At 66.6% G+C, this 26757-nt stretch carries 17 protein-coding genes; 7 read left to right on the forward strand and 10 right to left on the reverse strand.

What is annotated here, in order from left to right; translation table 11 throughout:
- Positions 1 to 696 (reverse strand): cation transporter (locus ASF20_RS22740; protein WP_056278337.1); only part of this gene is annotated, 696 nt, incomplete at its 3' end.
- A 69-nt stretch (positions 697 to 765) separates the two neighbouring features.
- Between ASF20_RS22740 and ASF20_RS22745 the strand changes: the two genes are divergently transcribed.
- Together ASF20_RS22745 and msrA are read left to right on the forward strand one after the other, a co-directional pair.
- Positions 766 to 1185 carry a helix-turn-helix domain-containing protein gene (locus ASF20_RS22745; protein ID WP_056278340.1) on the forward strand — a complete coding sequence of 140 codons (420 nt, stop codon included), beginning with the start codon at positions 766 to 768 and terminating at the stop codon, positions 1183 to 1185.
- Positions 1186 to 1362: 177 nt separating this feature from the next.
- Positions 1363 to 1869, forward strand: a complete 507-nt coding sequence (gene msrA, locus ASF20_RS22750) for a peptide-methionine (S)-S-oxide reductase MsrA (RefSeq protein WP_056278344.1) — start codon at positions 1363 to 1365, stop codon at positions 1867 to 1869.
- A gap of 99 nt (positions 1870 to 1968) precedes the next feature.
- On the opposite strand, the gene ASF20_RS22755 is transcribed toward msrA, so the two are convergent.
- The 9 genes from ASF20_RS22755 to ASF20_RS22795 all read right to left on the reverse strand — a co-directional run bounded on the left by ASF20_RS22755 (position 1969) and on the right by ASF20_RS22795 (position 9799).
- Positions 1969 to 2844: an SDR family oxidoreductase gene (locus ASF20_RS22755; RefSeq protein ID WP_056278347.1), complete on the reverse strand. Its 876-nt coding sequence runs from the start codon at positions 2842 to 2844 to the stop codon at positions 1969 to 1971.
- A gap of 298 nt (positions 2845 to 3142) precedes the next feature.
- Positions 3143 to 3517: a VOC family protein gene (locus ASF20_RS22760; protein ID WP_056278351.1), complete on the reverse strand. Its 375-nt coding sequence runs from the start codon at positions 3515 to 3517 to the stop codon at positions 3143 to 3145.
- Between the two features lie 39 nt (positions 3518 to 3556).
- Positions 3557 to 4291, reverse strand: a complete 735-nt coding sequence (locus ASF20_RS22765; RefSeq protein ID WP_056278353.1) for a dienelactone hydrolase family protein — start codon at positions 4289 to 4291, stop codon at positions 3557 to 3559.
- A gap of 168 nt (positions 4292 to 4459) precedes the next feature.
- Positions 4460 to 5194, reverse strand: a complete 735-nt coding sequence (locus tag ASF20_RS22770; RefSeq protein ID WP_056278356.1) for an SDR family oxidoreductase — start codon at positions 5192 to 5194, stop codon at positions 4460 to 4462.
- A gap of 11 nt (positions 5195 to 5205) precedes the next feature.
- Positions 5206 to 5787: an SDR family NAD(P)-dependent oxidoreductase gene (locus ASF20_RS22775; RefSeq protein WP_244476530.1), complete on the reverse strand. Its 582-nt coding sequence runs from the start codon at positions 5785 to 5787 to the stop codon at positions 5206 to 5208.
- A gap of 161 nt (positions 5788 to 5948) precedes the next feature.
- Positions 5949 to 7529: a DUF2235 domain-containing protein gene (locus ASF20_RS22780; RefSeq protein WP_056278359.1), complete on the reverse strand. Its 1581-nt coding sequence runs from the start codon at positions 7527 to 7529 to the stop codon at positions 5949 to 5951.
- 2 nt (positions 7530 to 7531) lie between these two features.
- Positions 7532 to 8452: a Kiwa anti-phage protein KwaB-like domain-containing protein gene (locus tag ASF20_RS22785; RefSeq protein ID WP_056278361.1), complete on the reverse strand. Its 921-nt coding sequence runs from the start codon at positions 8450 to 8452 to the stop codon at positions 7532 to 7534.
- Positions 8449 to 9057, reverse strand: a complete 609-nt coding sequence (locus ASF20_RS22790; protein WP_056278364.1) for a hypothetical protein — start codon at positions 9055 to 9057, stop codon at positions 8449 to 8451. Before ASF20_RS22790 ends, ASF20_RS22785 begins: the two co-directional genes overlap by 4 nt.
- A 181-nt stretch (positions 9058 to 9238) precedes the next feature.
- On the reverse strand, positions 9239 to 9799 hold the full coding sequence (locus ASF20_RS22795) for a metallophosphoesterase (protein ID WP_056278508.1): 561 nt from the start codon (positions 9797 to 9799) through the stop codon (positions 9239 to 9241).
- 26 nt (positions 9800 to 9825) lie between these two features.
- On the opposite strand from ASF20_RS22795, the gene ASF20_RS24750 reads away from it, so the two are divergent.
- The 5 genes from ASF20_RS24750 to ASF20_RS24375 all read left to right on the forward strand — a co-directional run bounded on the left by ASF20_RS24750 (position 9826) and on the right by ASF20_RS24375 (position 26580).
- Positions 9826 to 10128 (forward strand): hypothetical protein, encoded by a 303-nt coding sequence (locus tag ASF20_RS24750; protein ID WP_210166851.1) that lies wholly within the window; start codon positions 9826 to 9828, stop codon positions 10126 to 10128.
- Positions 10129 to 10301: 173 nt separating this feature from the next.
- Complete coding sequence (locus ASF20_RS22800; protein WP_056278366.1) at positions 10302 to 13250, forward strand: DEAD/DEAH box helicase; 2949 nt, start codon at positions 10302 to 10304, stop codon at positions 13248 to 13250.
- A gap of 3 nt (positions 13251 to 13253) precedes the next feature.
- Entirely contained in the window at positions 13254 to 18062 is a 4809-nt protein-coding gene (locus ASF20_RS22805) for a hypothetical protein (RefSeq protein ID WP_056278370.1), read from the forward strand.
- Between the two features lie 2 nt (positions 18063 to 18064).
- Positions 18065 to 24415, forward strand: a complete 6351-nt coding sequence (locus tag ASF20_RS22810; RefSeq protein ID WP_056278373.1) for a DEAD/DEAH box helicase — start codon at positions 18065 to 18067, stop codon at positions 24413 to 24415.
- On the forward strand, positions 24412 to 26580 hold the full coding sequence (locus ASF20_RS24375; RefSeq protein ID WP_056278377.1) for a UvrD-helicase domain-containing protein: 2169 nt from the start codon (positions 24412 to 24414) through the stop codon (positions 26578 to 26580). The genes ASF20_RS22810 and ASF20_RS24375 overlap by 4 nt, the downstream gene beginning before the upstream one ends.
- Positions 26581 to 26757 lie beyond the last annotated feature (177 nt).

Raw genomic sequence — 26757 nt, forward strand, 5'->3', positions numbered from 1 at the left:
TGCCTGCCGCAGGATCTGGACAGACGAGGTCAGGAAGATCCCCGCCATCACCGCCGCTACGGCGAGGTCGGGCCAGGCGGACGAGGAACCCCACACCCCGAGCGCGGCGACCATGACCACGACGTTGCCGATGGCGTCGTTGCGCGAGCACAGCCAGACCGAGCGCACGTTCGCATCGCCGTCCTTGTAGCGACGCAAGAGGAGTACCGATCCGAGGTTCGCAGCCAGCGCCAAGACCCCGATGACGCCCATGACCTCCGCCCTGGGCACGCCGAGGACCATCGTCTGGTAGACGGTGCTGCCGAACACCCAGAGCGCCAACAGGAACAGCGAAGCGCCCTTGAACAGGGCCGCCTTCGAGCGGACTGCCAGCGATGCGCCGATCACGGCGAGGCTCAGCCCGTAGGTGACGGTGTCGGCGAGGAAGTCGAGGGCGTCGGCCTTGAGCGCCTGCGAGCCGGCGAGCTGGCCTGCCGCCATCTCGGTCACGAACATCGCGCCGTTGATGCCGATCACCGTCCAGAGGACGGCCTTGTAGCGTGGGTCGACGCCGTCGAAGACCGGCACGCCTCCCGAGCAGCATGAGCCGCCGGCCTTGTCGTGCACCGGCGTTTGCGTGGGGGTCCCGGGGAACGCGAGCTCGGGAGGGGAACAGCAGGCGGCGGCCTTGGTCGTCCCGCAGCAATGCTCGCTCATCACGTCTCCTTCCCATCGGTCGGAGGCGACGCTACAACCTCTAGCGGCTAGAGGTGCAAGCGGAAAATCATGGACATCGCAATCGGGGAGCTGTCCCGGCGGACCGGCGTGAAGGTACCCACGATCCGGTACTACGAGCAGGTTGGGCTCATGCCGGTACCGCCCCGGTCGGCCGGGTCGCAGCGCCGCTACGGCGAGGCCGATGTCGCGCGGCTGAACTTCATTCGCCACTCCCGCGAGCTCGGCTTCGAGATCGACGCCATCCGGGAGTTGCTGACGATGAACGCGCACCCCGACCGGTCATGCGCCGACGTCGACCAGATCGCCCGCCGCCACCTTTCCGAGGTCGACCGGCGGATCGAGCGGCTCATGGCGCTGCGGGGCGAGCTCGACCGGATGATCTCGGAATGCGGCCAGGGCCGCGTCGGCGAATGCCGGGTGATCGAGACGTTGTCCGATCACGGAAAGTGCTCGCACGTGAGCCACTGAGGCCAAGGCAACCTGCGTTCCGGTGCATGAGGTGATGCGTGTCGGCTCGGGCGGAGCCTTCAGTCGTACGGCGGAACCCCGCCACGAAGCCGCACCGTTGCCTGCAGGGCATGGCACTGGGCAAAACGAAGGTCGCCAACCACCTTCTGGCCATCGGAAAGCGCGAAGGATCGAGCGATGAGCAATCAAAGGGCCGTGCTGGCCGGCGGGTGCTTCTGGGGCATGCAGGACTTGATCCGGCGTCAGGAGGGCGTCGTAGCGACACGCGTCGGGTACTCGGGCGGCGACGTTCCCAACGCGACCTATCGCAATCATGGCATCCACGCCGAGGCCATCGAGATCACCTTCGATCCTTCACGGACGAGCTTTCGAAGGATGCTGGAGTTCTTCTTCCAGATCCACGATCCGACGACCCCGAACCGCCAGGGCAACGACCGCGGCACGGGCTATCGTTCGGCGATCTTCTACGTCGACGAAGACCAGCGTCGCGTCGCCGAGGACACCATCGCGGACGTCGACGCGTCCGGGCTCTGGCCCGGGAAGGTGGTCACCGAGGTCGCGCCGGTGGGGCCGTTCTGGGAGGCCGAGCCGGAGCACCAGGACTATCTGGAGCGCCGGCCCGACGGGTACACCTGCCACTTCGTCAGGCCGAACTGGACGCTGCCGGTCCGGGTCGAGGCCTGAGGTCGCCTGAGGTGGCACTCGGGAGGCCGTGCCATGTCGCATGGCCTCCCTCAATCACGCCGAGCCGCCGGAAAGGCCGACGGCCGCGATACGGCTCGGTCAGAGAACGGGCATTCCACCGGCCACGGTGACCAGGCCCCCCGAGGTGTAGCTGCTCTCGTCGGAGGCCAGCATCACGTAGGCCGAGGCGAGCTCCGCCGGCTGGCCCGGGCGGCCGAACGGCACCTTCGAACCGAACGACTTCACCGAGTCCTGCTCCATGCCGGAGGGGATGAAGGGTGTCCAGATCGGCCCCGGCAGGACGCCGTTCACCCGGATGCCCTTCTCGGCCAGCAACTGAGCGAGGCTCAGCACCATGTTGCTCAGGGCGCCCTTGGTAGCGCTGTAGGCGAGCAGCGACGGCATCGGGTGCTTCGAGTTCACCGAGGAGGTGAAGATCACCGAGCCGCCGGGCTTCATGTGGGCCATGGCCGCCTTCGTCACGTAGAACGGGCCGAAGACGTTCGTGCGGAAGTGGTCCTCGAAGACCGTGTCCTCGATGCTGTCCAACCCCTCGTTCGGCTGCTGGAAGGCGCCGTTGTTCACGAGGAGATCCAGGCGGCCGAACGTCTCGGCAGTGCGTGCCACGATCTCGCGCCCGTAGACCGGGTCCTTGAGATCGCCCGGCAGGAGCAGCGCCCGCCGCCCGGCCTTCTCGATCCAGGCCTGCACCGCCTCGGCGTCCGCCTGCTCCTCGGGCAGGTAGGAGATGGCCACGTCCGCCCCCTCGCGGGCGAAGGCGATGGCGACCGCTCGTTCGATGCCGCTGTCGCCGCCGGTGATCAGTGCCGCCTTACCGGAAAGTTTGCCCGAGCCCTTGTAGCTCTCCTCGCCGTGATCGGGCTCGGGGGTCATCTTCCCGGTCTTGCCGGGAAAGCCCTGGGGCTCAGCCTCGAACGGCGGCCGGGGATACTTGTGCAGGGGATCTGTCGTCATGGCATTTCTCCGAAGGGGATGCCGACCCAACAGGACTTCCCCGGAGGCGTTCCTGTCGGCGTCGCATGCCAGTCCGGCCTTTCGTCTCGCAACCTGAGCCGGATCCGGTCTCTCCGACGGTTTCGAATGTTTAACGGATTCCTCCAGCCAGGTACCGATGCCGGGTCACGCAGCATCTTTCTTCGAGGCCCGTCATCGCCCTCGTCGTTGGCCCGCGCCCGTCGCAGGCGAGTGTGGGCCTGTGTGGGCCTGATCTCCGGATGAGATTTTAGTGAACCCACCGAGGTCTGGACGTAGGTCATTCCGTCGGCTTGGATCGCGCGGTCAGCTTGTTTCCGTCCGGATCACGGAGGTAGGCGACGAAGGCACCGTTCGGACGCTCGGCGAGTGGGCTCTCGACCGCGTTGCCGCCGTACTTGGTGCCTGCCCTGTGCCAGGCGAGAACATGGTCCGGGCTCGCGGCGGCGATGCCGATGGTGCCACCGTTGGCCGAGGTCGCGGCTTGGCCGTTGATCGGCTTGGTGATCATCAGGCGACCGCCCTCGTGGACGTAGATCAACCTGCCCCTGGCATCCATCTCGCCAGGCTGGCCGCCCAACGCGGCGAACGTGGCGTCGTAGAAGACCCTGGCCCGCTCAAGGTCGTTGCTGCCGATCATGACGTGGGTGACCATGCCTTCCCTCCAAAGGTCGACCGACCGCCGCTCCGAAGGTCAACGGAGCGTGCGCTGGTACATCGCCCTCAGCTCGCTCCAGCCACGCTCGGCGGCCTCACGGTCGTACACGGGAAAGTCCGGCATCATCCAGCCGTGCTCGGCCGGGTAGGTCTCGGCACGGAACGTCACGCCGGCGCCGGTGAGCGCTCCCTCAAGCTTGGCGGCCATCTCGGGCGGGTAGCTCCGGTCGTTCTCCGCCGCCGCGACGTAGACCTCCGCCTTGATATGCGGCGCTCCCCGGTGCGGGCTGGTCGGCGCCTCGGTGGCGAGGTTTCCGCCGTGGAAGCTCGCCGCGGCGGCGAAGCCGTCAGGGAACGCAGCCGCCGCGGCGAGCGCCATGCCGCCGCCCATGCAGAAGCCGACAGCGCCGACCCGGCGGTCCACGACGTCGCTGCGCGAGTCGAGGTAGGCGAGGAGTGCGCCTGTATCCTCCACGGCCTTGTCGTTCCCGGTCGTGGCCATCAGCGGGCCAAGGATGGCTCGAAAGTCGCCCTTGAACACCTCTGCGGGCACGAACGGCTCGTAGGGCCCGTAGCGGTAGAACAGGTCCGGCAGCAGCACGACGTGACCGGCGTCCGCGAGACGCTGCGCCATCTCGACCATGGCGGGCCGGATCCCACCGGCATCCAAGTACATGATCGCCGCCGGCCACGGACCCGCGCCATCGGGCGTGAGAACATGCGTGGGACATTCACCGTCGCGGGTCCGAACGGTCACTTGTTCGTGCGGCATGAAATGGCTCCAGGCGTGCAACGCGGCTGGCGATTTCGCAGGGAAGCGCACCTTCCTGATATCCGGAAGGATCAGGGGATGCGTCCTCTCTAGGACGTAGGATGCCGACGCCTCAAGACGATGGCCCCGAACCCGTATGTTCGCGCACCGGCATCGGGGTCACCAAGTTTAATTTGTCGGATGGATGACGACATCGTTGACCGTGATGCTCGTCGGCTGGTCGAGGGCGTAGGCCACCGCGTCGGCGATGTCCTCGGGCGGGATGGCGCCCTTGTTCAGCTCGTTCGCCGCCTTCCGTCCCTCGGCGTCCGAGACTTTGTCGGCCCAGCCCGTGTCGATCACGCCGGGGCTGACCATCGAGACCTGTATGCCGCTCCCGACGCCGACCTCCTGCCGGAGGCTCTCGGTGATGCCCCGAATGAAAAACTTGGTCGCGCCGTACACCCCGGCCCCGTCGCCGACATGGATGCCGGCGACCGAGCTCATGTTCAGGATGCGGCCGGACTTGCGCTCCAGCATGGAGGGCAGCACCGCCGCGATGGCGTGGAGGTAGCCCCGCAGGTTGGTGTCGATCATTCGATCCCAGTCGCCGACCGCGGTGTCCTCCCACTTGGAAAAGAGCATCAAGCCGGCGTTGTTCACGAGGATGTCGACCGGGCCGTAGGTCTCCTCCGCGAGTCCGACGAGTGCCTTCAGGTCGTCCGGGTCGGTGACGTCGGTGACCCGATGGGTCGCCGTGCCGCCGGCCTCCGTGATGTCCGAGACGAGGCCCTTCAGCTTGTCTTCGTTGCGGGCGGCCAGGACGATCCTGGCCCCGGAGGCCGCAAGCCGCTTGGCGGTGGCAGCGCCGATGCCGGAGGAGGCGCTGGTGACGATGGTCACCGCGTTGGTAAGATTGCCCATGACGCTGCTCCTCAACCCTGCAGGCGGGTGAGCTTGGCGTGGCGCGCCGCCTTCTCCGGCTCCGGCGTCCTGCGGTTGTCGACGACCTGCTGCTTGGTCTCCGCATCGCCGCCGACGACATGGTCGACGTCGTTCATCAAGGCCCCGAAGCCCTGCCGGGCGACCTCGGTCTTGTCGTTCTTCTTGCCGCCGTCGATGGCGCTGGTGCCCATGCCGGCGTTCTTGTGGAACTGGCTGTCCGTTGCGCCGGGAAGCAGGGCCGTCACCGTGACGCCGGTCTCGCGAAGCTCCTCCCGCAGGCTCTCGGCGAACATGAAGCCGAATGCCTTCGAGGGGCCGTAAACGGTCTCGTAGGGCGTCGGCAGGGTTGCCGAGACCGAGGACGTGATCAGGATCCGACCCCGCTTGTTCGGGACCATGTGCTGCACGACGCGCTTGGCGAGGTGGACGGTGCCGGTGATGTTGATGGCGATGAGCTTGAACTCGTCCTCAAGGCTGTTGTCGACGAAGGCGCCCCCCTGACCGATGCCGACGTTGAGCGCGGCGGCCTCGACCGGACGATTGAGGCCGGTGACGAAGGGGCTGAACGGCAAGATGGGGGTCCGTGTCACGCACGGGAAATACTTCGAGGTCGACGAGATCGAGGGCGGCGGCAAGCGGTACCGTCGCGCCCCGGGCTGAGGTCACCTGCCGACCGAGACCTCCGGACCTGTCCACGGGACAGAGGATGCCGAAGGACTGGAGCCGACCGCGCCTACGTCGTCGGCGGGAGAGCGCCCTCCGGCTGCCGGTCGGTATGCGGTGACAGCGTCGCTGCCCCGCCTGGCGAGCCGTAGAGGTACTTGAAGCTGTCGTGGTTCTCCAGGGCTTTCGGCCGGTAGGGGCCGGATCCCGCGCACTGGACCACGGAGGCGAGCCCGAAGCGTTCGACCACCGTCGGATGCACCGGTGCGTCGTGTACGATCGTTCGGATCTGGGTAGCCCAATTCCACGAACCCGAGAACGGTCGAAGGAACTTCGGGATCGACCGCTCGATGGTGTCGTGCATGCCGGCGATCTCGCAGTGCTGCACGCCATCGGCGGACGGGTAGAGGTGTAGCTTGGGGTTGCCGGTGGCGTCGCCGGGCGCCCGAAGCCCTTCCAGCCTCAGGCCGTCCGGGACCCTGGTCGCTTCCTCGATCATCCACTTCAGGGGGATGTCGGACAGGCGGGACTCCGTCTCGGGATAGCTCCCCCCGATGTCCGAATGATTGCCCGCGAACCAGAGTTGGATCAGTCGGGGCGGCCCTTGGGGATGCGCTGATGCGCCGGGCTGCAATCCGCCCCATCCCACCCGGTCGAAGTCCTTGCGGGTCTCGTCGATAGCGTTGGCGGAGCGCGCGTAGGGTACGAAGCGGCTCAAGAGGCGGTCGAAGTTCTCCCCCTTCCACTCGGCCATGTGGGTGCGAACGTCGCCGGGGTTCGGGAAATCGCGAATGACCTTCCGGCGTGTGAGCCAGTCACGCCGCCACAGGTAGGCGCCGCCGGCGAGGACGAAGGCAAGGAGAAGCCAGGCGAAGGTCGAACTGAACCGGACGCCCGGATAGAGGTGGAGTAGCCCGGCGACGGCCGCGGCCGGGAGGATGCCCAAGACGGCGGTGCCGAGCGCGGCTCCGACGGATAGGCCCGACTGGATGAGAAACCGCCGCACGCCCCGCGCACCGAGGGCGGCCACGGTGTCGAAGACCCCGACGAAGTGAGGGGCGGCGTTCGAACGGCCGGCCTCTCCGATGTCATGCGCCGAGCCGTAGCGGTCTCGGAAGCGCCGTGCGAGTTCCTCTCGCTCGTCCTCGTAGAGCTCGCGCTTGTGACCGGCGCCGTGCTCGAACACCGTGTCGACCGCCTCTTGCGCGATGTCGCGGGCGGCCTTCCGGAATTGCGGGACGGGAGAGCCGTCCGGCATCCGGGTCGGGACGCCGCAGAGCCTCAGGACGTTCGCCACGCACCGGGCGGTGTAGGCGCCTCGGCTGAACCCGATCAGGAAGATGCGATCCCCGGGTCGGTGATGGTTGATGATGAACTCGTAGCAATCGACGATGTTCACGTTGATGCCTCGGCCCGTGACCGATGCCAGGAGCTTCTGGACGAAGCGGACCGGGGCGGTGATGGCGGTGGCCCCGATGTCGGTGCCGAGGCCCGGGTCGTAGAACGAGACTTGGTCGGCCGGGTCGATGGAGTTCTCCGGCCCCGTCCTCGCGAGCCGGTACATCTTGTAGACGTTGCTCACCCTCTGCTCGGGACGGACACCGCCGTCCTGGCCGGTGCCGTCCGAGAAGATCACCAGGTTCCTGGCCATGCTCATCCCACCCGCTCCGTGCTGGGCACGTCGAAGATCTCAAGGGTGAGACGGGAGTCCAGGCGATGGTTGAGGAGCGCCTGGAAGATGTCCCGCCCGCTTTCCACGGTGGGTACGATCCGACCGGCGTCGTCGAAGGTGATGGAAAGGTTCATCCTCGCATGCTCGGCGAGCAGCCTCCTCATGAACTCCGCGTCTTTGTAGTGACCTTTCTGCTGGATCGCGACGGCGCGGCGGAGGTGGATCTTGTTGGTGCCGACGTACTCGTCGAGGGGCCCGAGTTCGGAGAAGATGCCGACGAAATCGGGTTCCTTCTTCAGCCTGGCGAACGCGACCTCATGGCCCGCCTTATAGGACAGCACCGACTCGAAATGGGGCTTGCTCCTGACGAAGACCCGGTCGTCGAGGATGAAGAAGTCGAAGTCCGGACGGATCGAGAAGCCCGGTTTCTCTTCGAGGTCCAGTTCCTCGTCGTTGAAGAACATCTTGATGACGCCTGTCGTCCTGCGCGTGGACCAAGAGGCGTCGGTCTTGCGCACGGCCAGCAGCGTCTTGCCCTCGTGGACGAACTTGGCCACGCAGAAGACGCTGTTGGCGAGATCCCGTATCCCACGGACCTTGCGGGCCGGCGTAGGATCGGCGACCGCGGCGGAGATCAGGTGCGCATGGGTCTCGTCGGCCTGGAGCGTGAGTGCGCTGCCCTCGTTGTTCTGGGCGAGGATGTCGTACTCGATGGTCTCGGCGATCGGTTCGAGGCACGTGCCGACGGCGCCCCGCAACCTGGTCGCGAGATCGTCGGTGATACCGACCCATCGTCCCGAATACCTGGGGTGTCCGTCCCCGCCGGGAGCCGTCTTGAACAACCAGATGGAGACCCCCGCCGAGGCCAGGTCGAACGCCTTCAGGTCCGCGAGCGTGGTCATCCCCGGTCGTCCCCCCCGTCGTCTCTCACGATCATCACGTCCTGCAGGCCACCTTGGTGGTAGCTCCGCTCTGGCTCGACATCGACCTTCGAGAGCATACGCCCGACGTAGGTGTTGCTGCCGCCATCGTATATGTACTTGACCTCGAACAACTTCCAGCCGAACGCGGCGAGGACGGGATTGAGGACGATCTGCCCGGACCTGTAGGTGATCCAGAAGATCCAGATCAGGAACACGGCAAACCCTATCAGCTTGAGGGGCTGGTCGTATTCGAGGCTGATGAAGGAGACGACGTAGGGGATCACGTAATTGATGAGGTCGGCGGGGATGTGCTTGCTTTCTGTCACCCTCACGCGGTGCGGGGTTCGCACGAGGCGAAGGGCGAGGAAGGTGACCGCCATGCCGGTCGCGCAGATCGCCACCGCCGACAGCGACCAGATGGGGTTCTTGAGCGGACTCGCGCACTCCAGGGCGACCATCGACGCCATGGGGCAGGTCCCCCGCCTCACGGCCTCGACGTCGATGTCCTGGGCGAGCAGGATCACGCCGAGCGGCAGGTAGGACCCAAGGTAGATCGCGACCGCGACGAGGATCCTGAGCTGCATTCCCTTTGTCTCTCGACGGTCCGTTTTCGCTCGACCCCGTAGAGGACCGCCCGATGTGAACTGGATCGGATCTCAAATGGGGGCGGCCGTGTCTGTTTTCGACCTGTCGGACACTGTTTGCCCGCCCGCCACCGGTCATGGCGAGCGGGTGGGAACATCGATGGGCGCGGTCCGGGAGCGCTCAGGAAGCGCCCCCGGTTCGCTCGGCCTCGGCCAGGGCGTTCTCGGCAAGGCGCTCGCGGATCCGTTCCAGGGTCACCGGGGCGTAGCCCCAGCAGTCGACGCCGACGTCGGTGCTCGCCGCTGTCCCCGGCAGGCTGCCGTGCGAATGCCCGTAGAGATGGATGTCTCCGCGGTGCGAGTGGTCCCAGACCCGATGGGCATAGTGGCTCAGCCAGATCCCGACCGTGCCACCTGCCGGATCGGGGACATGGATCCTCGCCACGTCGCGCACCGGCTCCGCCCAGGGCAGGCGCTCGCTCACGCCGTCGTGGTTGCCGCGGATGAGCAACTTCCGGCCATTGAGGCGTCGGAAGATCTTGAGGGCGTATTGCTCGGAGCACTTATGGGCGAAATCGCCCAGATGCCAGACCGTGTCCTCGGGGCGCACTACGGCGTTCCAGAGCGCGACCAGGGTCTCGTCGTGTTCCTGGATCGAGGCGAACGGGCGAGGCCTCGCGGCCTTCTCGCTGATGACGAACGGATGGCCCACGTGGGTATCCGCGACGAAGAAAATGGCCATCTCGGCCTCCAAAAGATTTCGGAGGCATGGCACTCGGCGCGGCACTCCGGGGTCAATCGAACGGGTGTGCGGCCACAGCTTTCATGATGATCTCTCCTGATCGAGGCGCATCGATCGCCTGGACGGCGGGCCGGCGCAAGACCAGTCGTCCACTTGTCCCTGGGCCGCGTGAACAGATGTCGATTTTGGCCGCATCGAACGGCTTGGTGTCGGAGCAGGTCCGGATGGTCGCTCGCCTGGATCATCAGGCGAGATCAACGGAAGCGGCGGGCTCGATGCCTTCCGGGGGCTTCGACCGGTGCGTCGCCCAGGAACAAGGGCAAGCCTGAGGTTGCAAAGTTTTGACGAATCCAGCTCCTAACGAGAGGGCCATGGCGCGATAGACAACGAGCCGGGCGCGAGGCGGGGGGCACGTGGCGAGACCGAGGATAAACGAAGCTCCTGCGCGTCACGCGACGGATGCTCCCGGACCAGCCGAGGTCGCCTCGATGGCGTGGTTCGCATGAGCTTGCCTAAGGCGTCCTTGGTCGCCGGTGCGCGCATCCGCGTGCGCGATACCGAATGGGTGATCAGCCACGTCGAGCGCAACGCGGTCTCCGGATCGCTGGTGCACGCCACCGGCCTCTCGGGCATCGTCCGCGACAAGGAGGCGATCTTCGTCGAGGACGTGGAGCGCAAGCGGGGTCGCGGGATCGAGGTCGTCGACCCGGCCGACGTCGCCCTGGTCGCCGATGCCTCGTCCGGCTACCTCGACACCCTTCTCCACGTCGAGGCCGCCCTGAGGAAATCCGCGCCGACCGGCGAGGCGATCCAGGTCGCGGGCAAGGCGGCCATCGACGACCTGGACTTCCAGCTCGATCCGGTCCGGCTCGCGCTGAAGGCGCCCAGGACGCGCATCCTCGTCGGCGACGACGTCGGCCTCGGCAAGACCCTCGAAGCCGGCTTGCTCGCGTCCGAGCTCATCCTGCGGCGGCGGGCCAAGCGCATCCTGGTCGTCGCGACCAAGGCGATGCTCACCCAGTTCCAGCAGGAGTTCTGGACCCGGTTCTCTATCCCGCTGGTCCGGATCGACAGTGCCCGCATCCGTCAGATCCGCACGCGCATCCCGCTCAACCACAACCCGTTCGACCAGTTCGACAAGGCGATCATCTCGATCGACACCCTGAAGAACGACCGCCAGTACCGCACGGCGCTGGAGACGGCGTGGTGGGACCTCATCATCATCGACGAGGCCCACAACGTCGCCGAGAGGAAAGGCGCAGGCGGCGTCAGCCAGCGCAACCAGCTGGCCGAACGGCTCGCATCGCGATCCGACGGACTCGTCCTGCTCTCGGCCACCCCGCACGACGGATCGCGCCGAAGCTTCGCCAGCCTCATGCGGATGCTCGACCCGACGTCCATCGCCGACCCCGAGCGCTACGGCCCCGACGACATCAAGGGCCTGTTCGTGCGCCGCTTCCGCACGAACCCCGCCGTCCGGGAGGCGATCAAGACCAAGGTGAGGCCCCGCGCCACGGAGAAGCTCACGTTCAGCCCGTCCGGCGCGGAGGAGGCGGCGTACGGGATCCTGGCGGAGCTCACGCTCGCCGAGGACGAGACCGCCCGCAACAAAGGCCAGAGGCTGTTCAAGACCATCCTGGAGAAGGCCCTGTTCTCCAGCCCGGCCGCCTGCGCCGAGACGCTCACGAAGCGACTGGCCAAACTCGAAGGCGAGGCCTCGCCCGGTTCCCAGGCGGATCGCGCCGCCCTGACAGAACTGCTCCATGCGGTGCAGGCCATCGGTGGCGACGACTTCACGAAGTACGCGCGCCTCGTCCGTCTCCTCGCGGACATCAAGTGGCAGGCTCGCAGGAAGGACGACCGGATCGTCGTCTTCTCCGAGCGCATCGCCACCCTCGAATGGCTCGGCGAGCATCTGCGCCGCGACCTCGGCCTCACCGAGGATCAGGTCCGCACGCTCCACGCGTCGGGTCCCGACGCCGACGCGAAGGCCCAGGCGCTGGTGCGGGACTTCGGCCTGGAGAAGTCGCCCGTCCGCATCATGCTGGCCTCGGACATGGCGTCCGAGGGCCTGAACCTCCACTACCTCTCCCACAAGCTGGTCCACTTCGACCTGCCCTGGGCTCTCCTGACCTTCCAGCAGCGAAACGGGCGCATCGACCGGTACGGCCAGGAGCGGCAGCCCCAGGTCTGGTACCTCGTGGCGCAACCGGCGCAACCGAAGATCCGCGGTGACCTCCGCGTCCTTGAGAAGCTCATCGAGAAGGACGCGGCGGCCGGCGAGAACATCGGCGATCCCTCGGCCTTCCTCGGGACCAACGACGAGCTGGACCAGGAGGACGTCGTCGCGAGCGCCATCGAGAATGGCGTGTCGGCCGAGGCCTTCGACGCCCAGATGGACGCGCGCGCCGCGGCGAACGACAACCCCGGCGACGATCCCTACGCGTCGCTGGAGGCCTTCTTCGGCCTCGCCCAGGACGAGACGCCCGTCCTCACCCCGGGCATGGACGGTCGTGGCGAGGGACGCCCGACGCTCTTCCCCGACACCTTCGCCTTCGCCGTCGCCGCGCTCCAACGCCTGGACGTCCCGGGCACGTCGTTCAAGACCAAGGTCGCCGAGGGCGAGAGGGTCATCACGCTGCCGATCCCGAAGGACTTCCGGGAGCGGTCCGAGACCGGCGGGCACGCCACCGGGGTCATCAACGCGCGCTTCATGCCGCCCGAGGCCGAGCCGGAGGACGGGATGCTGCGGCTGACCGACGACCGCTCCCTCATCAGCGACCGGATCAGGACGTCCCGGCAGGGCACCGGCGGCGGCTGGCCCGACCTCCAATACCTCTGGGACGTGCACCCGGCGGTCGATTGGCTCGCGGACAAGGTGACGACCGTCTTCGGCCGCAGGTCCGCGCCGGTCGGGCGCCTCGTCGGTCGGCTCGCCAAGGACGAGGCGGCCTTCGTCTTCAACGGCACCGTGCCGAACCTGAAGGGGCATCCCCTGGTCGACGAGTGGCCGGTCGTGGTCTTCCGCGCCGGCGAGGTCGTCGGGGTCGAGCCGATCCGCGCCTTCATCTCACGGACCGGCCTGGGGACCGACGAGATCCCGAACGTCGGCACCACGGCCGTCGAGGATCTGCGCGCCCTGGTGCCGGAGGCCGTGCAACGGGCCCAGACCTTCGTCCACGAGGCGCGCAAGCGCTACCAGGGCGAGATGGACACCGAGGTGCTTCGCCTGTCCGAGCGTCGCGACGCCCTCCGCGCCCGCCACGTTGAGGTGCTCCAGCTGCGCTTCGACGGGATGGACGAGCTCGCCCCGCAACGGAAGCGGAAGGCGGACGAGGAGGCCGGCCTCAAGCGGATGTTCGACGGCTGGTGGGACTGGGTGCGCCAGACCCGCGAGACGCCCGACAATCCCGATCCGTACGTGCGCCTCGTCGCTGTCTTCAGGGGATAGGCCATGCCCATCGAGCTCGCCGGCATATCGAACGAGAACGAGTTCTACTCGGAGCACTACCTCACGACGGTGTTCGAGGGGGACATCGAGGAGACGCGCGCCGCCTGGCGCGCGGCCGAGAGGGACGGCCTCCCGTCCCCCCGGCGCAGCCTGGAGAAGGTCGCCAAGGCCTGGGGACGGCTGCAGGCCGACTACGCCGCCGAACGCGCCCACGAGAAGCGGCTCCTCATCGGAAGGGAGTTCGCGCACCAGTTCCTGGATGCCCTCGGGTACGAGCGCCGATCGGAGCTGATCCTCGACGCGGAAGGCAAGCTCATCCCGGTCCTGGCGCGTCGCAGCTTCGGCGACGAGGATCAGGTCTGGGTCGTCGAGGTTCCGGCGCCTTCCGGCGACGATTTCGAGACCGACCCGCTCCAGGTGAGGTTTCGCTGCGAGCAGTTCGAGAACATCGAGAGCGCGCAGGACATCACTCGCCGTCGCAAGGACACGGCCGAGACGGCGGTGACGCGGGGCGTGTTCGGGCTGGCCGCGCCGCCGCGCTTCGTCATCCTCCTGAGCATGTCGCAGGCCGTGCTGATCGACCGGCGCAAGTGGGCGGACAGCCGCCTGCTTCGCTTCCGGTTCACCGAGATCTTCGGGCGTTCCGAGGGCACGACGCTCGACGTGACCGCCGCGCTGCTCCTCGCGGACTCGCTGGCACCCGGGTCCGGGACGCCCCTGATCGACCGGATCGACGAGGAGAGCCACCGCCACGCCTTCGGCGTCTCGCAGGACCTGAAGTTCGCGCTCCGGGAAGCCATCGAGATACTGGGAAGGGAAGCCGCCGAGCTCGTCGTCGCGAAGCGGCGCGCGGGCAAGGAAGCCGTCTTCTCGGGCGAGAACATGCTCGACGCCGGCAGGCTCTCGACCGAGTGCCTGCGGTACATGTACCGCCTGCTGTTCCTGTTCTTCATCGAGGCCCGTCCCGAGCTCGGGTTCGCACCGATGAGGGCCAAGGCCTACCGGACCGGATACAGCCTGGAGAGCCTGCGCGAGCTTGAGCTCGTGCCGCTTGAGACCGACGAGGACCGCGACGGCCACTACATCTCGGATACCCTGGACGCCCTGTTCGCGCTGGTGTTCGACGGAACGCCGGCCGCCGGGAACGCGGGCGAGGCCTTCACCTTCCACGCCGTCCGTGCGCGGCTCTTCGACCCCGATGCGGTCGCGACCTACCTCGGCGGCCTGCGCTTCCGGAACGAGCCCCTGCAGGCGGTGATCCGCCTCCTGTCGCTCTCGAAGGGCGACCGGGGCAGGAGGCGCGGACGCATCTCGTACGCGCAGCTCGGCATCTCGCAGCTTGGTGCCGTTTACGAAAGCCTGCTCTCATTCTCGGGCTTCTTCGCGACCGAGGACCTGATCGAGCTCAAGCCAGCCGGCAAGCCCGCGCCCGGCCCCCTGGAGGCGGCCTTCTTCGCCCCCCTGTCGCGAGCGGGGGAGTTCCTACAGGCGGCCGACCCGAAGGACGGGCAGATCGTCTACGCGGGCAACCTGCCCCAGGTCCATCCGCGCGGGACCTTCATCTACCGCCTCGGCGGCCGCAACCGCGAGAACTCCGCCTCCTACTACACGCCGGAGCCCTTAGCCCGGGTGCTTGTGAAGTACGCCCTGAAGGACCTCCTGGCCGGCAAGACGGCCGACGACATCCTGACCCTCAGGATCGTGGAGCCGGCGATGGGCTCCGCGGCCTTCCTGGTCGAGGTTGTCAACCAGCTCGCCGACCGATACCTCGAAATGAAGCAGGCCGAGGTCGGCACACGCATCCCGCACGAGTCCTTCGGCTACGAGCGGCAGAAGGTCCGCGCCTACCTCGCCGACCGCAACGTCTTCGGCGTCGACCTCAACCCCATCGCGGTTGAGCTGGGCCAGGTGTCGCTCTGGCTCAACTGCCTGCATGCCGGCGGCTTCGCGCCTTGGTTCGAGGATCAGGTCCACGCCGGGAACTCCCTCGTCGGTGCCCGGCGCGCCGTCTTCCCGGTCGGGTCGCTCATGCGTCGCAAGGAGGACGAGCGCTGGTATCGGCAACGGCCGCGCGAGATCGGGTGGTCGGGCGAGGCCCGTGCCGCCGACGAGGTCTGGCACTTCCTCCTGCCCGATCCCGGCATGTGCGGCTACGACGCGAAGACCGTCGCGCCGCTGGCCGTGAAGGAGAACTGGGAGACCCTGACGCGGTGGCGCAAGGACTTCGTCCAGCCGTTGACCACCGACGAGGTACAGACGGTCGTGCGCCTCTCCGCCGCCGTGGACGTCCTCTTCGAGGAGGTCGCCGACCGCCTGCGCGAGATGCGCGCGGAGGTGAACGACGACATCTCGATCTGGCCGGCCGCAAGCCAAGAGGGAGAGCGGCACGTCGACTTCCAGGAGAAGATGCGCCGGCTGGCGAAATTCCATGGCGACGGCGTCCGGAACTCCGTCCCGTGGCGGCGCCTCCGTGCGGCCATGGACGCATGGTGTTCCCTCTGGTTCTGGCCCATCGACAAGGCCGACCTCCTGCCGTCCAGGGCGACCTTCCTGCAGGGCCTCGACCTCGTCCTCACGCAGGGGGCGGACGGGCAGAGCGTGACGACCCACGCGTTCGCCACGGGCTCCGCCCAGGGGCGCCTGTTCGAGACGGTTGCCGTGCCCGCCGGGAAGGGGGGTGACAGCCTCTTCCGCGCGGAGGAACGCGTCGTCGAGATCCGTAAGGACGACCTGTTCGGCGACGTGAACGTCGAGCACCTGATCGAGGCCTCGCCCTGGATGCCGACCGCGATGCGCGTGGCTGGCCGCCAGCGCTTCATGCATTTCGACCTTGAGTTCGCGGACGTGATGCGCGAGCGGGGCGGCTTCGACCTCGTCATCGGGAACCCGCCCTGGCTGAAGCCCGCGTGGATCGACGCGCACGTGCTCAGCGAGGTCGAGCCGATCTTCGGCATCACCGAGGTGTCGGCCGCCGAGGTCGATAAGCGAAAGCCCGCCCTGCTATCCGATCCCTTGGCCCGCGCCGCCTACCTGGAGGACTACACGGGGACCGGCGGCCTGCAGGCGTTCATCTCCTCGCCGACGTGCTACCCGTTCCTGGCCCAGGGGCAACCCAACCTTTACAAGTGCTTCATGGACCTAGCCTTCCGCGTGACGGCGCGAGGCGGCTACGCGGCCCTGATCCACCAGGATAATCATTTGTCCGACCCGGATGGCGGCTTGCTCCGGCGGACGTGGTATAGGCGCATCCGGCGACACTATCATTTCAGAAATGCCATCACCCGGAGAATGTTCGCAGAAGTAAGCGACCGCAAGACATTCAGTCTTAACGTTTACGCCGGTTTTGAGCAGGAAGTCGGCTTCGATCATATCGCCTCGTTGCTTCTGCCCAACATGGTGGATGACAGCTACGAACACGACGCCGTCGGACCCGTCCCAAGCATGAAGCGTCCCGAGGGCGGTTGGGACACACGTGGACATCGCAAACGAATAGTTCGTGTCGATCTCGCGACCCTCAAATCCTTCGCCGCAGTGATCGAGGACGAGCGCACATCAGCAGATATGACCCGTTTTCTATTTCCGTTCTCGACTGAAACGCTTTCTATATTCGATGCATTTTCGAGTTCGCGAATATCATTTACTGAAGCGGCGCGCCCGTTTCAGATGCGTCGTCTATGGGACGAAAGCACCGCCACGAAACGTACACATACCCTTGAACAGACGGTCTGGTTCCCAAGCGCCGCTAATGAGGTAGTTCTTACCGGATCCCTTATCTACGTCGGTAACCCCATGTACAAATGCCCCGATATCAAAGGGCGCAGAGAAAATGAAATCGAACTTTGTGATGTCAATAGTGAATACTTACAAAGAAACTATTATAGGCGAATAGCAAGCAAAGAAATTTATCTTCGTGGCCTCCCTGCCCTTCAGTGGGACACCACGAAGAGGCACATCGACGCATTTCGACTTGCTTTCAGGCGTATGATGAGCCCACCAACAGAGCGCACCCTTATCTGCGCACTCATTCCCCCGGGCGTAGCGCATGTCGATACCGTAGAAAGCCTTGCGTTCGGTGATGATCAGACACTCGTTGATGCGGCGCCGCTATGGATGTCGCTACCTTTTGATTTTATTGTTAAGGCAACTGGGCAAACTGATTTTAGAGAGTCAAGTCTCCGTTTTTTCCCCTGGGCGAATGTTGCTGATACTGCTAAGCATCGCGCTCTACGATTAAATTGCCTAAGCAGCCACTACGCAAGCCTCTGGGATAGACACATTGGATCTCTCAATGTGATGTCTTGGAGTTCTAGCGATCCTCGGCTGTCAGTTGAAACTCCGCATATTTTCAAGAACGATGCATCTTGGAACCAAGGGGTTGGTCTCCGGTCCGACTTTGCCAGACGTTTGGCCCTAGTCGAGATCGACGTGCTGGTCGCGCAGGCGCTTGGCCTCACGCTCGAACAACTCATCGAGATGTACCGGACCCAGTTCCATGTCCTCGACGAGAACGAGCGCGGGACCTGGTACGATCTCAACGGCCGCATCGTCTGGACCTGCTCGAAGGGACTGAGTGGCCTCGGATGGCGCAAGCCGGACGGAAAGAAGCCGAGCGCCCGTGAGTGGGTCGAATTCTATGCCGACAAGCCTGAGGGCGAGTCCCTCGACTGCGAGTTGACGGTCGACTTCCTTCCCGAAGGACCGACCACGATCACGCGCAGCTATCCGGCGCCGTTCGTCACCTGTGATCGCGAGGCCGACTATCGGCGCGCATGGGCCTTCTTCTCCGCCCAGAACATGAAGAAGGCTGCCTGACCATGCTTCCTTCGATCCTGGCACGTCAGGTCCGGAACGGCGTGGAGGACCAGCTTCGCGCCACGTTCGCCCCGTCGTCGCCGGGGTTCCACGATCTCATCGAACGCTTCGTGGGCGAGCGCGACAGCTTGGTCAAAGGCCCCTGGCTGTCCCTGGACATGCCCTTCAGGCGCAGCGGACGGGTCGGGGAGTTCTTCCCGGCCATCCCGATGGGCTTCAAGCCGTACAAGCATCAGGAACTGGCGTTCCAGCGTCTCTCGTCGGACCGCCCCAGGTCCACGCTGGTCGCGACCGGTACCGGTTCGGGCAAGACGGAATGCTTCCTGCTGCCCATCCTGGACGCCTGCCGCAAGGCCAGGTCGGAGGGGGGCATCAAGGCAATCTTCGTCTACCCGATGAACGCCCTGGCAGCGGACCAAGCACGCCGCATCGCCAGGTTGATCGCGAAGACGCCGGGACTGAAGGGTTTGAGGGTCGGCCTCTACGCCGACGAACGTTCGAAGCATCCTACGAACGGAATGACCGATCACAGCGTGATCGATGACCGGACGACCTTGATCGGAAACCCGCCGGACATCCTGCTCACGAACTACAAGATGCTGGATTACATGCTCGTCCGACCGGACGAGCGCTCGATCTGGGGCGGGGAGGGGAAACCCGCGCCGCTCCGATATCTGGTCGTCGACGAACTCCACACCTTCGACGGGGCGCAGGGCACCGACCTAGCGAGCCTCGTCCGTCGATTGAAGGCCCGTCTCGCCATAAGCCGCGGAGACCTTTGCTGCGTCGGGACATCGGCCACGCTGGGTGGTCCCGAAGCAGTCGACGACCTGATCGCATACGCGGCGGAGATCTTCGACGAGCCGTTCGACAAGGACTCGATCGTCCTGGAGGACCGGCATTCGGTCATGGAGTACCTCCAACCCCTCCAGGTCGAATATTTCGACGTGCCCACCGAGGCCGACGCGCGGTCGGTTGTCGAGGCCATCGACGATATCCTACCCGACGAGCTCGTGCGCCGGGCCTTCAGGCTGTGGTTCGACCAACCTCCGGGTGATCTTTCCGAGATCGACGGTCGTTTCGCGCTGGGGAGGATGATCGACGCGAACCTCTTCTTCCAGAACCTCCTGAAGGTCATGAAAGGGCGTCCGACCTCGTATGCCACCCTCCGTGAGGAGCTTCGCGGCAACCGGCTCTACCGCGTCTTCACCGATGTCCATCTGGATGCATTGCTCGACACCCTCACGGCGTTGATCGCCCATGCGCGACGCGCCGATCCGGACGTGCGGGACGAGCATGGACGGCCGATGGCGTTGCCGTTCTTCAACGTCCGCAACCAGCTCTGGCTTCGCGAGATGCGCCGCATGGTCGCGACCGTCGAGGCATCGCCCTGGCTAAGGCACCACGACGACCTCGGGCAGGACGAGCAGAGGCGGGCCCTCCCGGTCATCCATTGCCGTGGCTGCGGGGGCGCGGGCTGGGCGACGGTGATGCCGGCCGACGAACGGCGCGCGCTCTGCGCCGAACCCAAGGACGTCTACCAGGCGTACTTCGGGTACTCCGACCGGTTGAGGTTCCTCCTGCCCGAGGAACCGGTGCCAAGGACCAAGAGGAAGCTCTCCAAGCAGACCCTCGGGGCTTGGCTTTGCACGCGGTGCCTGGTGCCGCACTACGACGGGAAGCCCGAGAAGGGCTGCAGCTCCTGCAAGGCGGAGCCCACCTCGCTCATCGAGGTCTTCGTCCATAAGCCCGGCCATCTCGCCGACGAGCGCTTCCGGGTCGATCACGACTGCCCGTTCTGCGGCAGCCCGAGCGGGATGGGCATCCTGGGGGCGCAGTCGGTCACCATGGTCTCAGGGATGGTCGGAACCCTCTTCGCCTCGGATCACAACGACGACCCCAAGATTTTGACCTTCTCGGACTCGGTACAGGACGCCGCGCACCGGGGTGCCGTCCTGCAGGCGAGGAACGCCTCAAGCGTGTTCCGCGCGGCGCTCTCGCGCTTCGTGTGCGAGGAGGTGGTCGCCGACCTCGGGACCGTCTCCGGGCGCGCCCCGGACGCGATGAAGGCCGCGCTCGGACCCGGCGCCGACGACGCCGACTTCGTCGCCACGTACCTGCCCCCCGACATGGAATGGCGCGACGATTACCGGAAGCTCCTCGGGGCCGACGAGCTCCCGGCCAGGAGCAAGCTTCCCGATTACCTGCGCGAGCGCCTCGCGTGGGACACCTTCGCGGAGCTGACGTTCAGGTCCCGCCTGGGCGCGACCGTCGAACGGCTCGGCATCGTCGCGACCCACGTGAGCGTGGAAGCCATCGAGCGGGTGGTGAACGAGTTCGGCCTACGGATGCCCGAGACCCTCGGGAGCGCGGCGGACGCCATCGAGCCGCGGGACATCGTGCACTTCGTGGTCGGCGTGCTCGACCACATGAGGGCCAGGGGAGCGGTCGTCACGGACGTCACCCGGATCTACGTCGGGCACGAGGCCCGATGGTTCGCGGTGACCAAGGGACATCCGTCCGGGAAGTCCCTGCCGCAGTACGCGCCGGCGTCGCCGAAGCCGGTCTTCCCGTCCAACCGCATCCTGAAGGGCTTCGAGACCGTCGCGAGCGACGGCGTGGGCGGCTGGTACGTGCCCTGGTTCCACAAATGCTTCGACCACGCCCTCACGCTGACGGGGACGCTCTTCAGGGACGCCTACCAGCTCCTCTTCAGGATCATGGAGCGGCAAGGCATCGCCGAGCGCATCACGGTGGGCCTGGGGCGCGACCCCGTCACGAACGCGGCCTGGGGGCTGCTGCCCGAAGCGATCCAGGTCCACACGGATACCCAACAGGTCCGCTGCGACGCCTGCGGGTCGGACCACAACGTCCCGGCCTCGGCGACCGCGTCCTGGGTCGGGATGCCGTGCACCCGCGTCGGATGCAACGGCAGCCTCGAACTGGCCGAGAACGGCACGAGGACCGCCATCCGCACCCGCGTGATGACCAGGGGGCGGGTCAAGCGCGTTCTCTCCGCGGAGCACACGAGCCTGCTCGACCGCGAGGAGCGCCAGCGGGTCGAGGAGCGGTTCATGTCCTCCACGCCTCGCACCTGGTATCCGAACCTCCTCTCGGCGACGCCCACCCTTGAGATGGGCATCAACATCGGCGACCTCTCGACCCTGATCCTCTGCTCCGTCCCCCCCGAGCAACAGAACTACGTCCAGCGCATAGGCCGCACGGGGCGTCGCGACGGGAACTCCCTGAACGTGACGGTGGCCAACGGCCGGCCCCACGACATGTGGTACTGGACGGACCCCCAGGAGATGATCTCCGGCAAGGTCCGCACGCCCGGCGTCCATCTCAAGGCCGTGGCCATCCTGAAGCGCCAGTTCGCCGCCTACACCCTCGATTGCTGGGTCAAGGAAGGTGCGGCGTCGAAGGGCTACGGCAAGATCGGCGGCGCCTTGGGGGCGATCCAGACGAGGGACCGCGCGTCGTTCCCGCTCTCGTGGTTCGAGTACCTCGCCGGATCCGGGAAGGCGGAGGCGCTCTTCGATGGCTTCTGCGGCCTGTTCCCGCGGATCCGGGACGACAGCGAGACGGCGGAGACGCTGCGGGCCTTCGCGGTCGGGGGTGAGGACGCAGGGCTGACCCACCTCGTGGCGTCCGAGTACGTGGATGCCGGCAAGGAGATCGCATCGGTCCTCAAGCGGGTCAACGACTGCGGCAACCTGATCAAGCGCCTCGGCGCGATGGTCCCGCCGCCCCTGGACGTCGACCAGCAGGTCGACGCCCTGAAGGCGGAGAGGAGCGCGCTGCGTCGCATCAAGCAGGGGATCGAGCAGGGCGACAACCTGGGCTTCCTGACCGACCGCGGCATCCTTCCCAACTATGCCTTCCCCGAGCAGGGGGTGACCCTCAAGTCCGTCCTCTATCGTTCCGAGCCCTCGGACGACGCGAACAACGAGCCGGCGGTCACCGAGTACATGCGGCCGGCGGCGGCGGCGCTGTCCGACTTCGCGCCGAACGCGGTCTTCTACGCGCAGGGCCGGAAGATGAGGATCGACCAGATCGACCTCTCCGCCTCGCCCGTCGAGCAGTGGCGGGTCTGCCCGGAATGCACGCACATTGAGCTCGACCAGGTCGGGACGACCGAGGCGCCATGCCCGTGCTGCGCCTCGCCGATGTGGGCCGACACCGGCTCGCGACGGCCGATGATCCGCCTGAAGCAGGTGCTCGCGATCGGCAGCGACCGGAAGTCACGGATCGGGGACGACGCCGACGAGCGCGACCGCCACTACTTCGACCGGGACTACCTGCCCGCATTCGAACGGGACCAGGTCGGTGATGCCTATGCCATCGACAACGGCGAGGCCCCCTTCGCCTACGAACACCTTCGCCGCTGCACCTTCCGGGAGGTCAACTTCGGAGAGCGCGGCGACGCACCGACCGGCCAGAAGGTTGCTGGGGAGAAGCGGTACGGTCACGGGTTCTCGATCTGTCGGAGCTGCGGCAAGGTCCAGGCCGGTGACGAGTTCTGGAAGAGGAAGCGCGAAGGATCGAAGCTCGGCGTCCACGTGCCTCGCTGCCAGGAGGTGAAGTCCGAGAGCGCCGACACCTACGTGTCCGTCGTCTATCTCTACCGGGAGTTCACCTCCGAGGCGATCAGGATGCTGCTGCCCCTCGCGGCCGCGGACGATGCCGACGCCGTCAAGTCGCTGCGCGCCGCCATCGACCTCGGCCTCCGCCTGCATTTCAGGGGCAAGGTGGATCACCTGCGCTCATCACTAGTCGAGACGAAGGAAGGGCCCCTCAGCCGGCGCCATCTCTACGTCTACGACACCGTCCCGGGTGGCACCGGATACCTCAAGCAGCTCGCGACGAAGCCGGAGGAACTCCGGTCGGTCTTCGCGCACGCCTTCGAGCACATGCGGACCTGCGTCTGCAGCGACGACCCGGCGAAGGACGGGTGCCCACGATGTATCCGCTCGCACGCCGCGACCTTCGGGCGGGGCGAGATCTCCCGCGATGCGGCTATGCGCATCCTGGCCGACATCATCGCCGGCTGGGACAGCCTCAAGCCCATCGCCACCGTCAACGAGATCAAGTTCAACATGCTGATCGAGAGCAACCTGGAATACCGGTTCCTGCTGCGTTTCGAGCATGACGTGAAGGCCTCGGAGGGCGGCAAATTCGCCAAGATCGTCATCTCGGGCAAGCCAGGCTACGCCGTCACGTACGGGAGCGGCGAGTGGCGTCTCGAACCGCAGGTCGACCTTCACAGTTTCTATCCGGACGTCCCGAAGACGCGGGCCGATTTCGTGCTCTGGCCCGCGGTGCCGCAGGAGGGGCTCAGGCCCGTCGCCATCTATGTCGACGGTTGGACCCACCATGCCGACATCGTCCCTTACGACCTGACGCTGCGGCAGCGGCTTATCAGGAGCGGCAGGGTCCACGTCTGGTCCGCCTCGAAGAACGACGTCGAGCAGGGCGCGAGCTCGCCATCGTCGCATTTCTGGGACCCCCTGGCGAAGCTGCCCCATGACGCCCTGGCGAAGTTGGCCGGCGGCCCGGAGCGGGTCACCGAGATGCGGGCGGCGGTGGATGAGCCGCCATTCCTCCAGTTCCTTCGACTGGTCCGGGAGGCCGACCCCTCCAGATGGACGAGGAGGGCGGAATCCGTCGCCGCCGGCCTGATGCTCCTCGGTCGGGCGAGCGGCCGGGAACCCGTTGCGCTGTTCGATGCCGTGGAGGCGATGGCCGGCGATGGCGGTCGGGCCACGTTGGAGGATCTCGTCGGGAACCACCTCCTCGGCAAGGTCGAGGAAGCGGCCGTGGGGGCCGTCGCCGTCGCCATTGCGCAGGCGTGGAAGCCGCCCGCGTGGCCCCGGGCCGACGAGGTGACCGTGGTCGCCGGCTTCGAGCGGCGGACAACGATATCGCCACACGGGCACGCGGCATGGAACGGGGGACTTCGCCTCCTCAACCTGCTTCAGTTCCTGCCGTCGTTCTACGTCGGTTGCGCGGAGGGGCTTGATCTACCCGCCATGGAGCAGCCGTCGCCCAAGCCCGGCCCGGCCACGGCGGATGCGGCCTGGGCGGAGGTCGAGGAACTGGCGCTTCCCGAGCTCAAGGGGCTCATCGGCTCCCTGCGCCTGCGCACGCCAACGGTGCCCGTTCCTGAGGCGCTTTACGAGGTCGCGTCGGAGGACGGGCTCGTGCATGGCACCCTCGAACTGGCATGGCCGGACATCCGGCGCGGCGTCGTGATCGACCCCGCGCTCGCCGACGTGTTCCCGGGTTGGGACGTGGTCGTCTACACCGGCCAGGAAGACGTGCTCACCGACGTGATGGGGGTTGCGGCATGACCGCCAGGAAGCGCGACGTCCACATCATGATCGACGCCCTCATGGCCCAGAATCGGCTGCCGAGGGCCGTGCAGGACAAGGCCGCCAAGCTGATCCTGCAGCTCAAAAACGATCCCGGCGCCAACGGCATCAACTTCGAGAAGGTTGTGAACGCCCGCGACCGGCACATGAGGTCGGCGCGCATAGACCAGAACCACCGCGCCATCATCTACGACCGCGGCGGCGCGCTCGTTGTGATGTGGATGGACGAGCACGACGCCGCCTATAAATGGGCGATCAACCGGGTCGTCGACGTCAATCCCGTGACCTCGGCGGTCCAGGTCACCGACATGACCCTGGTGGAGGCCGCCGCCGAGCCGCGCACGGCGAGCCCAGCCATTCCGGAGGCCAGCCCGCTCTTCGCGGCCATCAAGGATGCCGACCTCGCTCGGCTCGGTATCCCGGAAGCCCTGATCCCCGCCATCCGGGCCATCCGATCCGACGCGGAGTTGGAGGACGCCGGCAAGGGCATCCCCGCCGACGTGTACGACGTCCTCATTTGCCTCGCGGCAGACTTCTCGGTCGACGAGACTTTGGAGGAGCTGGAGCGCGGTAAGACCAAGCCCGTCTCGGACGATGATTTCGCCGCCGCCCTGCGCACCGACGAGAGCCGCCGGTCCTTCTGGCTCGTCGAGGACGACGACGAGTTGCAGCGCATGCTGGACGAGCCGTTGGAGTTCTGGCGCATCTTCCTGCATCCGTCCCAGCGCCGGCTGGTCGAGCAGGCATGGAGCGGCCCGGTGCTCGTTCGGGGTGGCGCGGGCACGGGCAAGACGGTGGTCGCGATGCATCGCGCCCGTCATGTCGCCCAGAGCCTCGTGGACAGGGGCGACGCGAACGGGCGCGTCCTCTTCACGACCTTCACGTCGAACCTGGCCGCGGACGTCCGGGCGGACCTCAGAAACTTGTGCTCGGCGGACCAGATGACCCGGATCGAGGTCACCCACCTTGATGGATGGGTCACCGACTTCCTGCGGAAGCAAGGCTACGCACGGGAGATCCTCTACGCCGAGGACGTGCGCCAGAAGGAGGCCTGGGATCACGCCATCCTTGCCAAGGGCAAGGACATCGGTCTCGGCTTCGAGTTCCTGAGGGACGAGTGGCGGCAGGTCGTCCAGGCGAACGGCATCAAGGACCTAGCGTCCTACCTCCGGGTACAGCGGGCTGGGCGGGGTACCCCCATCGACCGCCGCACCAAGGAAAGGGTCTGGGCGATCTTCGCGGCCTACCGGGCCCGCCTCGACGCGGAAGGCCTTTCCGAACCCGAGGACGCCTATCGGGACGCCCGTGAGATCCTCCAGAACAAGCCCGCGCTGCTACCGTACCGGGCGGTCGTGGTCGACGAGGCGCAAGACCTCGGCATGCAGGCCTTCCAGCTCGTCGCCGAGCTGGCGCCGAAGGTCGAGGGTGCGGCGGCGCCGGGAAGCATCTTCATCGTCGGCGACGCGCACCAGCGCATCTACGGCCGCCGCGCGTCGATGACCAAGTGCGGCATCAACGTTCGCGGGCGCAGCAGGAAGCTTCGGATCTGCTACCGCACCTCGGACGAGATCCGGCGGTTCGCGGAAGCCATCGTCCAGGGCGTGCCCGTGGACGACCTCGACGAGGCCACCGACGACCTGAAGGGCTACCGCAGCCTGTTCCACGGTCCGGAGCCGGAGATGATCTCGGCATCCTCGTCCGCCGCGGGCATGGCGGAGTTGTCGACGTGGATCGAGCGGTGCCGGGAGCAGGGGATCGAGGACGGCGAGATCTGCGTCCTGGCACGGACCAACGACCTCGTGCGGAACGCCGCCGAGGCCCTCCGCGGGCGCGGCCATTCGGTCGTGACGTTGGCGAGGAAGACGGCCGACGACCGTAGCAAGCCGGGGGTCCGCGTCGGCACCATGCATCGCGCCAAGGGGCTCGAATTCGCGGCTATCGCCCTCGTCGAGGTCAACGATGGCATCATGCCGCCGAAGTGGCTGCTTGATGCCGCGCCGGACGCCGCGATCAGGCGAGCCGTCGTGGATGCGGACAAGGCGCTCCTGCATGTCTCGGCGACCCGCGCGAAGAAGCGACTGCTTGTCCTCACGTCGGGCACACCGAGCCAGCTGTTGCCATCCCAGGTCAAGGCGGCGGCTTGACGGGGGCACCGTGCTCGACGTGGTGAGGGCTGCCGCTCGACAAAGCGCGGCAGCCCTGTGTTACTCTAGGTTGATTTGATGCGGAACTTTGGTGTCCGAACGCGGATCAAAAGGTCGGCGGTCACAGGAGTGGGCCAAGATCGTCAGCAGCAGCAGGGCGATGATGTTGGTGATCTT

The organism is Methylobacterium sp. Leaf88 (genome assembly GCF_001422795.1).
Taxonomy (GTDB): Bacteria; Pseudomonadota; Alphaproteobacteria; order Rhizobiales; family Beijerinckiaceae; genus Methylobacterium.

What these genes read in the sequence shown, in the direction of transcription:
- ASF20_RS22765 (WP_056278353.1), bottom strand. Translation starts at nt 4,291, where the DNA reads ATGCCGCACGAACAAGTGACCGTTCGGACCCGCGACGGTGAATGTCCC.
- ASF20_RS22805 (WP_056278370.1), top strand. Translation starts at nt 13,254, where the DNA reads ATGCCCATCGAGCTCGCCGGCATATCGAACGAGAACGAGTTCTACTCG.
- ASF20_RS22785 (WP_056278361.1), bottom strand. Translation starts at nt 8,452, where the DNA reads ATGACCACGCTCGCGGACCTGAAGGCGTTCGACCTGGCCTCGGCGGGG.
- ASF20_RS24750 (WP_210166851.1), top strand. Translation starts at nt 9,826, where the DNA reads ATGGCACTCGGCGCGGCACTCCGGGGTCAATCGAACGGGTGTGCGGCC.
- ASF20_RS22780 (WP_056278359.1), bottom strand. Translation starts at nt 7,529, where the DNA reads ATGGCCAGGAACCTGGTGATCTTCTCGGACGGCACCGGCCAGGACGGC.
- ASF20_RS22810 (WP_056278373.1), top strand. Translation starts at nt 18,065, where the DNA reads ATGCTTCCTTCGATCCTGGCACGTCAGGTCCGGAACGGCGTGGAGGAC.
- ASF20_RS22755 (WP_056278347.1), bottom strand. Translation starts at nt 2,844, where the DNA reads ATGACGACAGATCCCCTGCACAAGTATCCCCGGCCGCCGTTCGAGGCT.
- ASF20_RS22770 (WP_056278356.1), bottom strand. Translation starts at nt 5,194, where the DNA reads ATGGGCAATCTTACCAACGCGGTGACCATCGTCACCAGCGCCTCCTCC.
- msrA (WP_056278344.1), top strand. Translation starts at nt 1,363, where the DNA reads ATGAGCAATCAAAGGGCCGTGCTGGCCGGCGGGTGCTTCTGGGGCATG.
- ASF20_RS22790 (WP_056278364.1), bottom strand. Translation starts at nt 9,057, where the DNA reads ATGCAGCTCAGGATCCTCGTCGCGGTCGCGATCTACCTTGGGTCCTAC.
- ASF20_RS22795 (WP_056278508.1), bottom strand. Translation starts at nt 9,799, where the DNA reads ATGGCCATTTTCTTCGTCGCGGATACCCACGTGGGCCATCCGTTCGTC.
- ASF20_RS22800 (WP_056278366.1), top strand. Translation starts at nt 10,302, where the DNA reads ATGAGCTTGCCTAAGGCGTCCTTGGTCGCCGGTGCGCGCATCCGCGTG.
- ASF20_RS22760 (WP_056278351.1), bottom strand. Translation starts at nt 3,517, where the DNA reads ATGGTCACCCACGTCATGATCGGCAGCAACGACCTTGAGCGGGCCAGG.
- ASF20_RS22745 (WP_056278340.1), top strand. Translation starts at nt 766, where the DNA reads ATGGACATCGCAATCGGGGAGCTGTCCCGGCGGACCGGCGTGAAGGTA.
- ASF20_RS24375 (WP_056278377.1), top strand. Translation starts at nt 24,412, where the DNA reads ATGACCGCCAGGAAGCGCGACGTCCACATCATGATCGACGCCCTCATG.